This is a genomic window from Kaistia dalseonensis (assembly GCF_030814715.1).
GTDB classification, from domain to species: domain Bacteria; phylum Pseudomonadota; class Alphaproteobacteria; order Rhizobiales; family Kaistiaceae; genus Kaistia; species Kaistia dalseonensis.
Map to the genome: position 1 here is coordinate 495627 of NZ_JAUSVO010000001.1, position 12033 is coordinate 507659.

Consider the following 12033-nt stretch of genomic DNA (forward strand, 5'->3'; position numbering starts at 1 on the left):
CATGAGCGAGGTCGATCGTCAGGCACTGGCGACCACCATCGGCGTCGTCGCGGCGATCTTCGTCGCACTGGCGGCCAATCTCGAGCAGCCGTTCTGGGCCGGCATCAGCGCGCTCATCATCAGCAATGTCGATCGGACGGAGCTCTTCACCAAGGGCGTCCTGCGAATCCTGGGAACGATCGCAGGCGTCGTCAGTGGCTATTTCATTTCGCTCGTGATCGGCGGGCAGCCCCTGATCCAGGCCGTGCTGCTGATGGCAGTCGCGGGCGGCGGCACCTATGCGCGCCAGCGCAGCCGCTACGGCTATGTCTGGTTCTACGGTGCGTTGACCTTCCTGCTCGTGCTGGTCTGCAGCATGACGACGCCGGAACAGCTCTACGCCTTCGCCCATTACCGCTGCTACGAGATCATCATCGGCGTTCTGGCCGCAACCATCGCCGGCTTCGCGCTCGGGCCCAAGGCGGGACAATTGCCGGACGGTGTGCGGGCTCATCCGAGCAACGTCACCGTCGAGGCCGCGGGGCGCTATGCCTTCGCCGCCGCCGTCGGCGCGCTCGTCCTCGTGCTGGTCTGGTCGCTGTTCGGCCTGCCGGCGCTGACGCAGGTGCTGGCATCGAGCCTGGTCGTGGTCGATATCGACCCGAGGGCGACGCGAAAGCGCGGCCTTCAGCGCATTCTGGGCTGTCTGATCGGCGGCGGGGCTGGGCTCGTCATCATCGGCATCAACGCCGATGTCATGCTCTGGTGGGTGACCACGCTGTCGCTGGGCATCTTCCTGTCGGCGCGGGTCCATCTCGGTCCGTCGCCGAACGCCTATGTCGGAACGCAGTCGGCCGTGGCCCTGCTGGTCACCATGGTCGGCAGCGGGCCGCCGGACAGCATCGCACCGGCGTTCGACCGCCTTGTGGGCATCGCGCTCGGCGTGGCGCTGATGAGCCTTGTCGTCTGGATGCTGGAACAGCGAAACATGCCCGAAACGCCCTCGTCCGTGCCGGCGGGTGAGCACGGCACGGAAGGGCGCTGAGGGGCCGGCCGATCACGCGGCTTCGGTGATCGCCTTGATGCGCTTGTCGACATAGGCACCGCAAATGTCGATCAGCGGCTCGACCTGCTGGTCGAAGAAGTGGTTGGCGCCGGGCATGATCGTCTGCTCGACAGTGATGCCCTTCTGCGTCTTCAGCTTGTCGACGAGGGTTTGCACGTCCTTCGGCGGTGCGACCTTGTCCTGATCGCCATGGATGATCAGGCCGGAGGACGGGCAGGGCGCCAGGAACGAGAAATCATAGAGGTTGGCCTGCGGCGCGATCGAGATGAAACCCTCGATCTCGGGGCGGCGCATCAGAAGCTGCATGCCGATCCAGGAGCCGAACGAGAAACCGGCCACCCAGCAGGCGCGCGCGTCGGGATGGATCGTCTGCACCCAGTCGAGCGCCGACGCCGCATCCGAAAGCTCACCCTCGCCATGGTCGAATTCGCCCTGGCTGCGGCCGACACCGCGGAAATTGAACCGCAGGACGGCGAAGCCACGCTTCGCGAACATGTAGAACAGCTGATAGGTGATCGCATTGTTCATCGTGCCGCCGAATTGCGGATGCGGATGAAGAATGATGGCGATCGGACCGTTCTTTTCCTTCGAGGGCTGGAAGCGTCCCTCGATGCGGCCGGCGGGGCCGGTAAAGATAACCTCGGGCATGGCGTCCTTGGACCTCTGGACCTGTTCCGAACCCGCGAAACCGCCTATATGCAGGCCGAGCCGAACTTGACTCTGAGCTTCAGGGTTTCTAGAACACTTTAGAATTATTCGAAATCGGGGCGGGATGTCATCCAGCCTGTGAGCGGGCCTTGTAGCATGGGGCAGGGTCTCGATTTCAAGCATAATGCGACATGGATCTGAACATCGGCGTTCAGATGGAGCTCGAAAGTCTTGGCGCGAGAGCGGATCTATCTCGATTACAATGCCGGCGCGCCGCTCAGGGCGGATGTGCGCGCGGCCATGATCGAATGGCTCGCCATGACCGGCAACGCATCCTCCGTGCATGCCGAGGGGCGCGCCGCGAGGGCGCGCATCGAGAAGGCCCGCCGCCAGGTCGCGGCGCTGGTCGGCGGCGATCCCGATCGCGTCATCTTCACCTCGGGCGGCACCGAAGCCAATGTCACCGTGCTCTCGCCCGCGATCCGTGTCGGCGCCGGGGCGATCTCGGTCGACATGCTGCTCGTTGGCGCGAGCGAACATCCCTCCGTTCTGGCAGGTGGCCGCTTCCCGGCCGATCGGGTCGAGACCATTCCGGTCGATGGCGACGGGCTGATCGATCTGGCGGCCCTCGAGGCCCGGCTCGACGGCCTGGCGCGAAGCGGCAAGCGCGCGCTCGTCTCCGTCATGCTCGCCAATAACGAGACCGGCACGATCCAGCCCGTTGCCGCGGTCGCCGCGATCGCGCGCCGGCATGGTGCGCTGGTCCATAGCGATGCCGTCCAGGCGTCCGGTCGCATTCCGGTCGATATCGCCGCGCTCGGCGTCGATTTCCTGACGCTTTCGGCGCACAAGATCGGCGGACCGCAAGGCGCTGGCGCGATCGTCCTCGGTGGCGACCTCGCTTCGCCAGCGCCGCTTCTGGTCGGCGGCGGACAGGAGAAATACAGTCGCGCCGGCACGCAGAACGTCGTCGCGATTGCCGGTTTCGGCCTTGCGGCGGAGCTTGCGCGCACCGATCTAGAGCGCATGGCGCATTGGGCGGATTGGCGGGCTGCAATTGCAGCCGCAGCCGGTCCCGCGCGGGTGCTTTCTGCCGGCGCCCCGTGCCTGCCGCAGACCATCGCGCTCGCCGCCGAGGGCCTGTCGGCCGAAACGCTCGTCATCGCGCTCGATCTCGAAGGAATCGCCATTTCGGCCGGTTCCGCCTGCTCGTCGGGCAAAGTGGCGGTCTCGCATGTGATGAAGGCCATGAATGTGCCGGAATCGCACGCGAAAGCCGCCATCCGCGTCAGCTTCGGCTGGGAAACCAGCGAAAATGACATACGTAGATTTACTGAGGTCTGGGGACGTGTCATGGAACGGCTCGCGCCGGCCAAGACAATTGCCGCCTGACAAACGCTCAACCCGCGGTCCTTGAAACCGCTGTGGATGGAGTAGGAAATGCCTGCAGTCCAGGAGACGATCGATCAGGTCAGCCTGATCGACGTTGATCAGTACAAATACGGCTTTGTGACCGACATCGAGTCCGATCGCGCCCCCAAGGGCCTTTCGGAGGACATTGTCCGTTTCATTTCGGCCAAGAAGAACGAGCCTGAATGGATGCTCGAATGGCGGCTGGAAGCCTATCGGCGCTGGCTGACCATGACCGAGCCGAAATGGGCCCGCGTCCATTATCCCAAGATCGATTTCGACGATCTCTATTATTACTCGGCGCCGAAGAGCACCAAGGGTCCGAAGTCGCTCGACGAGGTCGATCCCGAGCTGCTCGCGACCTATGAGAAGCTGGGCATTCCGCTGCGCGAGCGCGAGATCCTGGCCGGTGTCGAAGGCGCATCGGATCGCCGCGTCGCGGTCGATGCGGTGTTCGACAGCGTCTCCGTCGTCACGACCTTCAAGGAAGAGCTGAAGAAGGCCGGCGTCATCTTCTGCGCGATCTCCGAGGCGATCCGCGAATATCCTGAGATCGTGAAGAAATATCTCGGCTCCGTCGTGCCGACGACCGACAATTACTATGCGACGCTGAATTCGGCGGTCTTCTCCGACGGCTCCTTCGTCTATATCCCCGAGGGTGTTCGCTGCCCGATGGAGCTCTCGACCTATTTCCGCATCAATGAGCGGAATACGGGCCAGTTCGAGCGCACGCTGATCATCGCCGAGAAGGGCGCCTATGTCTCGTATTTGGAGGGCTGCACGGCCCCGATGCGCGACGAGAACCAGCTCCATGCGGCCGTCGTCGAACTGGTCGCGCTGGATGATGCCGAGATCAAATACTCGACGGTCCAGAACTGGTATCCCGGCGACAAGGACGGCAAGGGCGGCATCTACAACTTCGTCACCAAGCGCGGCGATTGCCGTGGTGACCGCTCGAAGATCTCGTGGACCCAGGTCGAGACCGGCTCTGCCATCACCTGGAAATACCCGTCCTGCATCCTGCGCGGCGATGACAGCCAGGGCGAGTTCTATTCGATCGCGGTTTCGAACGGCTATCAGCAGGTCGACAGCGGTACCAAGATGATCCATCTCGGCAAGCGCACCAAGAGCCGGATCATCTCCAAGGGCATCGCGGCCGGCCGCTCGGACAACACCTATCGCGGCCTCGTCTCGGCGCACCGCAAGGCCTCCGGCGCGCGGAACTTCACGAACTGCGACAGCCTGCTCATCGGTGACAAATGCGGCGCGCACACCGTGCCCTATATCGAATCGAAGAATGCGAGCGCCGTCTTCGAGCACGAGGCGACGACGTCGAAGATCGCCGACGACCAGCTGTTCTATTGCCTCCAGCGCGGGCTTTCGTCCGAGGAGGCCGTGGCGCTGATCGTCAACGGCTTCGTCAAGGACGTCATCCAGCAATTGCCGATGGAATTCGCGGTCGAAGCCCAGAAGCTGATCTCGATCAGCCTCGAAGGCTCGGTCGGCTAACTATCAACAGGCCGTCGGCCTGCCGCCGCCGTCATCCCCGCGAAAGCGGGGACCCATGCAGCAGTGCCGTTCCTCGTGGTTCTGGCGGCCGTATGGATCCCGGGTCTCCGCTTCGCTGCGCCCGGGATGACGGAGCGAGAGGCGAATGGCGGAACGAGATACGGATACTGAAGATGCTTGAAATCAGAAACCTCCATGCCTCCGTCGGCGACCGGCAGATCCTGCGCGGTGTCGATCTCGTCGTGCCGACGGGCGAGGTGCATGCGATCATGGGGCCGAACGGCTCCGGCAAGTCGACTCTCTCTTATGTGCTGTCCGGCCGCGATGGCTATGACATCACCGAAGGCGAGATCCTGTTCGACGGCAAGGAGATCATCGACATGCCGGCCGAGGAGCGCGCGGCGGCCGGGATCTTCCTCGCCTTCCAGTATCCGCTCGAAATCCCCGGCGTCGCGACCATGACCTTCCTCAAGGCCGCTCTGAACGCGCAGCGCAAGGCGCGCGGCGAGGCGGAATTGACCACGCCGGACTTCATGCGTCGCGTGAAGGTCGCGGCGGAAAAGCTCAACGTCACCCAGGAAATGCTGCGTCGCCCGCTCAATGTCGGTTTTTCCGGCGGCGAGAAGAAGCGCAACGAGATCCTGCAGATGGCGCTCTTGGAGCCGAAGCTCGCCATCCTCGACGAGACCGATTCCGGCCTCGACATCGATGCGTTGCGCGTCGTCTCCGACGGCGTCAACGCGCTCCGCTCGCCGAACCGCTCCATGCTGGTGATCACCCATTACCAGCGCCTGCTCGACCACATCGTGCCCGACGTCGTGCATGTGATGTCGGCCGGCCGCATCGTCCGCTCGGGCGGGCCGGAGCTGGCGCTCGAACTCGAAGCCAATGGCTATGCCGGCTACGTCGAAGCGGCGGCCTGAGGCAGGAGTGACGGACATGAATGCCCAGCCGCGCATATTGCGCACCCAGGCCGAGGACACGCTCGCCGCCGAATTCGCGGCTGCGCGCACCCAATTGCCGGGCAGCACCGCGATCGCGAGCGCCCGCGAGGCGGCCTTCGCCGCGTTCCAGAAGGTCGGCCTGCCGCATCGCCGCGTCGAGGCGTGGAAATATACCGATCTGCGCGCGCTGCTGCGCTCCGTGCCGCCGCTGGCGCTCGACATCGCGGTCGATGGCGTCGTGCCGGCCGATCCGCTGATCGGATTCGACCGTGCGCGGATCGTCATCATCGATGGCGTGTTCCGCCCCGAACTCTCCGATCTCTCGGGGATCGAGGGCGCGACGATCACGCCGACGGTAGAACTTCTGCGTGCCGATGACGCGCGGATCGGCGCTCGCCTTGGCGCGATCGACGATGCCGTCGTCTCGCTGAACACGGCGCTGATGGTCGGCGGCGTGGCGATCGACGTGCCGGAAGGCGTGACGGTCGCGCGTGCGATCGAGATCGCCCATGTCACCACGGCGGCGATCGGCGTGCATGTCCGTAACATCGTGACGGTCGGCGCCGATGCCTCGCTGCGCGTGGTGGAAAGCCATGTCGGCTCGGTCGGCAGCGCCTATCAGGCCAATGTCGTGACCGAGGCGACGATCGGCGATCGGGCCAAGGTCGTCTGGGCCAAGCTGCAGGCGGAGGGCGACGCGTCAGTCCATCTCGGCACGCTCGCGGTCTCGATCGGCAAGGAGACGCAGTTCGACCATCTCGTGCTGATGACCGGCGCGACCGTGTCGCGCTCGCAGACCTTCGTGACCTTCACCGGCGAATTTGCGCGGGCGGGCCTGTTCGGCGCCACCATGATCGGCGGCCGGCAGCATGCCGATATCATGCTCGGCGTCGATCATGCGGTGCCGAACGGCCAGAGTCGTGAGCGCTTCAAGGCGGTCATGGACGGCCGCGCCGACGGCATCTTCCAGGGCCGCATCGTCGTGCGCCCGGATGCGCAGAAGGTCGATGCGCGGATGATGACGCAGGGCCTGCTGCTCTCGGAAGAATCCTCCTTCTCGGCCAAGCCCGAGCTCGAGATCTTCGCGGACGACGTTCAGTGCGCCCATGGCGCGACGAGCGGCCAGATCGACGACGACATGCTGTTCTACCTGTTGTCGCGCGGCATTCCGAAGGCGGAGGCCGAGACGCTGCTGGTGACGGCCTTCCTCGCCGAGGCGATCGAAGGCCTCGGCGACGAGGCGATCGGGGCGGCATTCGAGGCGATCGCCGGCCAATGGCTCGCCGCGCGCGGCAGCGAGGCGGCGGCATGAGCGATCCGGCACCCTATGACGTCCAGGCGATCCGACGGGATTTCCCGATCCTGTCGAAGACCGTCTATGGCAAGCCGCTGGTCTATCTCGACAATGGCGCCTCGGCCCAGAAGCCGCAGGCCATGCTCGATGCGGTGATGAAGGCCTATACGGAAGAATACGCCAACGTTCATCGCGGGCTGCACTTCCTCTCGAATGCCGCGACCGAATCCTATGAGCATGCGCGCGAGACCGTGCGCGGCTTCCTGAATGCCGGCTCGGTCGACGAGATCATCTTCACGCGGTCCTCGACCGAGGCGATCAACCTCGTCGCCGCCTCCTATGGCGGCATGGTGCTGGGCGAGGGCGACGAGATCATCCTCTCGATCCTCGAGCACCATTCCAACATCGTGCCCTGGCACTTTCATCGCGAGCGCAAGGGCGCCGTGATCAAATGGGCGCCGATCGACGACGAAGGCAATTTCCGCCTCGACGTGTTCGAGAAGCTGTTCACGCCCAAGACCAAGATGGTCGCGATCACCCATATGTCGAACGTCACGGGAACCGTGGTGCCGATCAAGGAGGTGATCCGCATCGCGCATGAGCATGGCGTCAAGGTGCTGGTCGATGGCAGCCAGGCGGCCGTGCACCTGCCGGTCGACGTGCGCGATCTCGATGCTGATTTCTACGTCGTGACCGGCCACAAGCTCTATGGCCCGACCGGCATCGGCGTGCTCTACGCCAAGAAGGAACTGCTCAACGCCATGCCGCCCTATATGGGCGGCGGCGAGATGATCCGCGACGTCACCGGCACGGCCGTGACCTATGCCGAGCCGCCGCATCGCTTCGAGGCCGGCACGCCGCCGATCGTCCAGGCCATCGGCCTCGGCGCCTCGCTCGACTACATGGAAAAGCTCGGCCGCGAGCGCATCCATGCGCATGAAAACGCGCTGCGCGACTATGCCCATGAGCGGCTCGGCGCGATCAACAGCCTGAGAATATTCGGCACGGCCAAGGACAAGGGCGCGATCATCTCCTTTGAGATGGCCGGCGCGCATGCCCATGACGTCTCCACCATCATCGACCGCGAGGGCGTGGCGGTGCGGGCAGGAACCCATTGCGCTCAGCCGCTCCTGCGCCGCTTCGGCGTGACCTCCACCTGTCGGGCTTCGTTCGGCCTCTACAACACGCTGGAAGAAGTCGATCGTCTTGCCGATGCGCTGATCAAGGCGCATGCTTTCTTCGCGTGAGGGACTGAACATGGATGATGCCAGCGCCATCAGCGAGCCTGCCGCTCCGGCCGAAGAGACCAGCGTCCTGCCGCTCGAGACATCTTCGGCGATCCCGCCGGCCGAGCTGGAGCAACTGACGGCCGATATCGTGGCGGCGCTGAAAACCGTCTACGATCCCGAGATTCCGGCCGATATCTATGAGCTCGGCCTGATCTACAAGGTCGATATCGACAATGACCGCAATGTCGCGATCGAGATGACGCTGACCGCGCCGGGTTGCCCGGTCGCCGGCGAGATGCCCGGCTGGGTCGAGAACGCCGTGGGCGCGATCCCCGGCGTCGGCCGCGTCGATGTCACCATGACGTTCGATCCGCCCTGGTCGCAGGATCGCATGTCGGACGAGGCCCGCGTCGCGCTGGATTGGTATTGATGAGCATGGTCGGCGAGAGGGCGCTTGCGGCGCCGCCCATCAGCGGGGTGCTGGAAACGGCGATCTATGTCGACGACGTCGAGCGTGCGGCAGCTTTCTACCAGAGCGTTCTCGGGCTTCCGGCGATGATCGTCGATCCGCGGCTCGTGGCCCTCAATGCCGGCCCGGCCAGCGTGCTGCTGATCTTCAAGCGCGGTGCCACGCAGGACGATATCCATCTTCCCGGCGGTACCATACCCGCCCATGACGGATCGGGGCCGCTGCATTTCGCGCTCGCGATTCCGAGCGGGTCGATCGACGAATGGCGCGCGCATCTGAAGGCCAGGGGCGTCGCCCTCACGGCCGAGATGAGCTGGCCGCAAGGCGGCGAGAGCCTCTATTTCAATGATCCCGACGGCCATGTGGTCGAACTGGCGACGCCGGGCGTTTGGTCGAACTATTCTTAAGTGGGCCTTCCCATCTTGCCGAATGGCGAGGAAGGGCCGATCTTAGGTGGATGAATGGCGCCTCGGCGCCGCGATGTGGAGATTTGCCATGGCTCGTCCGCGCTTCGCCGTGATGACCCTGACCGAAGCGGCCGCCGAGCGCGTCCGCGAGATCGTCGAGGATGCCGATCATCCGGTGCTGGGCTTGCGCATCGGTGTGAAGAAGGGCGGCTGCGCCGGCATGGAATATACCATGAAGCCGGTGGAAGAGGCCGACCCGAAAGATGAGCGCATCGAGGAGAAGGGCGCGACCGTGTTCGTCGATCCCTCGGCGGTGCTGTTCCTGCTCGGCACGGTGATGGATTTCGAGACGACCAAGCTGCGCTCGGGCTTCGTGTTCAAAAACCCGAACGAGGTTTCGGCCTGCGGCTGCGGTGAATCGGTGATGCTGAAGCCCGCCGATCCGGCCGCAATGAGCGCTGCGGCCGGCTGAGTTTCCAAGGGCCTGCCGGTTACGGCATGAAGAGCGAGCGATGCGCAGCAACGCCCGCAAGCACGCCCGAGGCTGAAGCCAGCGTTGCGTTGTGCATCGGGTTGGCCGCATCGCCGGCGGCATAGACGCCGGGGACGGTGGTCTGCTTCCAATCGTCGACCCGCAGGATAGGCCCGGTCATTCCCGCATCGAAAGCGCAGCCGAGCTGTTCCGCCAGCGGGCTCGCCATATGGGTCTTCGAGGCCGTGAAGATCGCCTCGACCGGCAGGATCCGTCCGTCGGCCAGGCGCACGCCTTCCAGACGCGGCGCTGGGCCGAGACACGCCACAATCGGCGTCCGCTCGATGACCGCGCCACGCGCGATCATGCCCGCCGCCTCCTCTTCGCTGGGCTCGAACGTTCCCTGCGTGAAGTAGGTCGTCGGCCCCCAATCCGGGATCAGCAGGCCCTGATGCGGCGAGCCGGGATGATTGGCGAGAACGCCGAGCTGGCGACCGGCGACCTCATATCCGTGGCAATAGGGGCAGTGCAGCACGGTGGCGCCCCAACGCTCCTCCAGGCCGGGAATTGCCGGCAATTCGTCGCGGCGTCCGATGGCGAGGATCAGCTTTGACCCCTCAGCCTCTCGCCCGTCGGCCAGCGTCACGGAGAAATGCTGATCTTCCTGCCGCGCCCGGACCGCCATGCCGTCGATGAACTCCACGGTAGGGTAGAGCAGCAACTGGCGGCGGCCTTCCCGCATGATCTCATGGGGCGCCTTGCCGTCCTGGCCGAGGAACCCATGCGACGCCTCGGCGAAACGGTTGCGTGGCAGGCCGGCATCGATGACCAGCACCTTCCGGCGGGCACGGGCGAGTTGCATGGCGGCGGAGAGGCCGGCGAAGCTGCCGCCGATGATGATCGCGTCATAGTGCATGCGGGAGGTCTCCTGGTCGAACAGATGACGTCGGGCCAATTGACGCCACTTCATAAGTTGCGTGATGCCACGACGCCGGCGATCACGCAACCTGTATTGTTACATGTGTTGGGCGCTGCTAAGGATGGCGCAAATGCGAGGTGACATGATGAGAAGCGACAGCCGGCTTTCGCGGATGCTGCATGTGCTGATTCATATGGATCAGCATGAGGCGCCTTTGACCTCCGAGATGATCGCGTTGATGCTCAACACCAATCCCGTGGTGCTGCGCCGGACGATGGCCGGCCTGCGGGACAAGGGCTATGTCCAGTCGGAAAAGGGGCACGGCGGCGGGTGGAAGCTCAGCCGAAGCCTCGACGAGATCAGCCTGCTCGATGTCTATCTCGCGCTGGGCGAACCTTCAGTCTTCGCGCTCGGTCCGACGAGCGATCATCCGAGTTGCCTCGTCGAGCAGGCCGTCAACGCTGCCGTCGGCGACGCGTTGCGCGAAGCCGAGACGCACCTGCTCGGGCGCTTCGCCAAGGTGACCATAGCCGATATCGCCCGGGATTTCGGTGTACGGGCCCGCGATCACGGCATTCAGTTCTGAGATGGAATCGCCTATGCCTCGCCCTTGGATATGCGGGCGATTGCGTTGCCTGCATCGGGAGATGTCATGACTCTGCTGTTCGAACGACTGAAGCGCGATGCCGCCGCTGAATGGGACGCCTATGTCCATCATGAGTTTGTGCGCGACCTCGGCGACGGCACGCTGCCCAAGCCGGCCTTCCAGCATTATCTGGTCCAGGACTATCTGTTCCTGATCGAGTTCGCCCGCGCCTATGCCATCGCGCTCTACAAGGCGCCGAGCCTGACCGAGATGCGCAAGGCCTCCGCCGGCATCCAGGCGATCCTCGACGAGACCTCGCTGCATCTTCGCCTCTGCGCCTCATGGGGCCTCGACGCCGCCGCCGTGGAAGCGACGCCCGAGGCGCGCGCGACCATCGCCTATACGCGCTTCGTGCAGGAGGCGGGCCTTCGCGGCGACATCCTCGACATACTGATTGCCCTTTCCCCCTGTGTCGTCGGCTATGCCGAGATCGGAGCCGAGCTCGCGCAGACGGGGCAGGGCCTCGACGGCACCAATCCCTATGCCGACTGGATCCATGAATATGCCGGCTCGGGCTATCAGGCGGTGGCACAAGCGAGCCTCGAACAGATCGAACGGCTCGCCGGCGACTATCTCACCGAGGCGCGCTATCCTCGCTTGCTCGCGACATTCCGCCATGCCGTCCGGCTCGAAGCCGATTTCTGGCAGATGGGATTGTCGCTCGCGGATTGAGGGGAGGCAGGCTTGTCCGCTGATGACGAATTTCTCGCCGAACTGTTCGAGCCCGTCGGCCGCGTCACGTTCCGGCGCATGTTCGGCGGGCTCGGCATTTATCGCGACGGCCTGATGTTCGGCCTGGTCGCCTACGAGACGGTGCATCTCAAGGCCGACGACACGACGCGGCAAAGCTTCGAGGCCGAGGGCTGCCTGCCCTTCAGCTATGACACGAAGGACGGCAAGCGCACGCTGACCAGCTATTGGCGCATTCCCGAGCGCCTGCTCGACGAGCCCGATGAATTGCGCGACTGGGCGCTCGCGGCGGTCGAGGTCGCGATCAGGGCGAACGCGGCCAAGCCGGCCAGGAAGCGGAAATAGCGCCCG

14 protein-coding genes are annotated in these 12033 nt (G+C 64.7%); 12 read left to right on the plus strand and 2 right to left on the minus strand.

The genetic code is table 11. The features are described 5' to 3' along the window. Position 1: 1 nt before the first annotated feature. Positions 2–1024 (plus strand): FUSC family protein, encoded by a 1023-nt coding sequence (locus QO014_RS02225; protein ID WP_266347013.1) that lies wholly within the window; start codon positions 2–4, stop codon positions 1022–1024. Positions 1025–1036: 12 nt separating this feature from the next. On the opposite strand, the gene QO014_RS02230 is transcribed toward QO014_RS02225, so the two are convergent. Next, positions 1037–1693: an alpha/beta hydrolase gene (locus tag QO014_RS02230; protein WP_266347014.1), complete on the minus strand. Its 657-nt coding sequence runs from the start codon at positions 1691–1693 to the stop codon at positions 1037–1039. A 231-nt stretch (positions 1694–1924) separates the two neighbouring features. On the opposite strand from QO014_RS02230, the gene QO014_RS02235 reads away from it, so the two are divergent. The 8 genes from QO014_RS02235 (at position 1925) to sufA (ending at position 9427) form a co-directional block, all read left to right on the plus strand. Further along, on the plus strand, positions 1925–3085 hold the full coding sequence (locus QO014_RS02235) for a cysteine desulfurase family protein (protein ID WP_266347015.1): 1161 nt from the start codon (positions 1925–1927) through the stop codon (positions 3083–3085). Positions 3086–3133: 48 nt separating this feature from the next. Further along, a complete protein-coding gene (gene sufB, locus QO014_RS02240) occupies positions 3134–4612 on the plus strand; it encodes a Fe-S cluster assembly protein SufB (RefSeq protein ID WP_266347016.1) in 1479 nt (492 codons plus the stop codon). A gap of 173 nt (positions 4613–4785) precedes the next feature. Beyond that, complete coding sequence (gene sufC / locus QO014_RS02245; protein ID WP_266347017.1) at positions 4786–5535, plus strand: Fe-S cluster assembly ATPase SufC; 750 nt, start codon at positions 4786–4788, stop codon at positions 5533–5535. Between the two features lie 16 nt (positions 5536–5551). Beyond that, positions 5552–6868, plus strand: a complete 1317-nt coding sequence (gene sufD / locus QO014_RS02250) for a Fe-S cluster assembly protein SufD (RefSeq protein WP_266347018.1) — start codon at positions 5552–5554, stop codon at positions 6866–6868. Next, positions 6865–8097, plus strand: coding sequence for a cysteine desulfurase (locus QO014_RS02255; RefSeq protein WP_266347019.1), 1233 nt, complete (start codon positions 6865–6867; stop codon positions 8095–8097). The genes sufD and QO014_RS02255 overlap by 4 nt, the downstream gene beginning before the upstream one ends. 10 nt (positions 8098–8107) lie before the next feature. Beyond that, positions 8108–8509 (plus strand): SUF system Fe-S cluster assembly protein, encoded by a 402-nt coding sequence (locus QO014_RS02260; RefSeq protein ID WP_266347020.1) that lies wholly within the window; start codon positions 8108–8110, stop codon positions 8507–8509. Between the two features lie 5 nt (positions 8510–8514). Next, positions 8515–8955: a VOC family protein gene (locus QO014_RS02265; protein WP_266347768.1), complete on the plus strand. Its 441-nt coding sequence runs from the start codon at positions 8515–8517 to the stop codon at positions 8953–8955. A gap of 88 nt (positions 8956–9043) precedes the next feature. Continuing rightward, positions 9044–9427 carry a Fe-S cluster assembly scaffold SufA gene (sufA, locus tag QO014_RS02270; protein ID WP_266347021.1) on the plus strand — a complete coding sequence of 128 codons (384 nt, stop codon included), beginning with the start codon at positions 9044–9046 and terminating at the stop codon, positions 9425–9427. A gap of 19 nt (positions 9428–9446) precedes the next feature. Here the strand turns inward: sufA and QO014_RS02275 are convergent, their stop codons facing one another. Further along, on the minus strand, positions 9447–10343 hold the full coding sequence (locus QO014_RS02275; protein WP_266347769.1) for an NAD(P)/FAD-dependent oxidoreductase: 897 nt from the start codon (positions 10341–10343) through the stop codon (positions 9447–9449). Positions 10344–10491: 148 nt separating this feature from the next. On the opposite strand from QO014_RS02275, the gene QO014_RS02280 reads away from it, so the two are divergent. The 3 genes from QO014_RS02280 (at position 10492) to QO014_RS02290 (ending at position 12027) form a co-directional block, all read left to right on the plus strand. Next, positions 10492–10932, plus strand: coding sequence for an RrF2 family transcriptional regulator (locus tag QO014_RS02280; protein WP_266347770.1), 441 nt, complete (start codon positions 10492–10494; stop codon positions 10930–10932). Positions 10933–10998: 66 nt separating this feature from the next. Further along, entirely contained in the window at positions 10999–11664 is a 666-nt protein-coding gene (locus tag QO014_RS02285; RefSeq protein WP_266347022.1) for a TenA family protein, read from the plus strand. A gap of 12 nt (positions 11665–11676) precedes the next feature. Next, the gene (locus QO014_RS02290; protein ID WP_266347023.1) at positions 11677–12027 is read left to right on the plus strand and encodes a TfoX/Sxy family protein; all 351 of its coding nucleotides are present in this window, start codon (positions 11677–11679) and stop codon (positions 12025–12027) included. Positions 12028–12033 lie beyond the last annotated feature (6 nt).

What these genes read in the sequence shown, in the direction of transcription:
- QO014_RS02225 (WP_266347013.1), top strand. Translation starts at nt 2, where the DNA reads ATGAGCGAGGTCGATCGTCAGGCACTGGCGACCACCATCGGCGTCGTC.
- QO014_RS02230 (WP_266347014.1), bottom strand. Translation starts at nt 1,693, where the DNA reads ATGCCCGAGGTTATCTTTACCGGCCCCGCCGGCCGCATCGAGGGACGC.
- sufB (WP_266347016.1), top strand. Translation starts at nt 3,134, where the DNA reads ATGCCTGCAGTCCAGGAGACGATCGATCAGGTCAGCCTGATCGACGTT.
- sufC (WP_266347017.1), top strand. Translation starts at nt 4,786, where the DNA reads ATGCTTGAAATCAGAAACCTCCATGCCTCCGTCGGCGACCGGCAGATC.
- sufD (WP_266347018.1), top strand. Translation starts at nt 5,552, where the DNA reads ATGAATGCCCAGCCGCGCATATTGCGCACCCAGGCCGAGGACACGCTC.
- QO014_RS02255 (WP_266347019.1), top strand. Translation starts at nt 6,865, where the DNA reads ATGAGCGATCCGGCACCCTATGACGTCCAGGCGATCCGACGGGATTTC.
- QO014_RS02260 (WP_266347020.1), top strand. Translation starts at nt 8,108, where the DNA reads ATGGATGATGCCAGCGCCATCAGCGAGCCTGCCGCTCCGGCCGAAGAG.
- QO014_RS02265 (WP_266347768.1), top strand. Translation starts at nt 8,515, where the DNA reads ATGGTCGGCGAGAGGGCGCTTGCGGCGCCGCCCATCAGCGGGGTGCTG.
- sufA (WP_266347021.1), top strand. Translation starts at nt 9,044, where the DNA reads ATGGCTCGTCCGCGCTTCGCCGTGATGACCCTGACCGAAGCGGCCGCC.
- QO014_RS02275 (WP_266347769.1), bottom strand. Translation starts at nt 10,343, where the DNA reads ATGCACTATGACGCGATCATCATCGGCGGCAGCTTCGCCGGCCTCTCC.
- QO014_RS02280 (WP_266347770.1), top strand. Translation starts at nt 10,492, where the DNA reads ATGAGAAGCGACAGCCGGCTTTCGCGGATGCTGCATGTGCTGATTCAT.
- QO014_RS02285 (WP_266347022.1), top strand. Translation starts at nt 10,999, where the DNA reads ATGACTCTGCTGTTCGAACGACTGAAGCGCGATGCCGCCGCTGAATGG.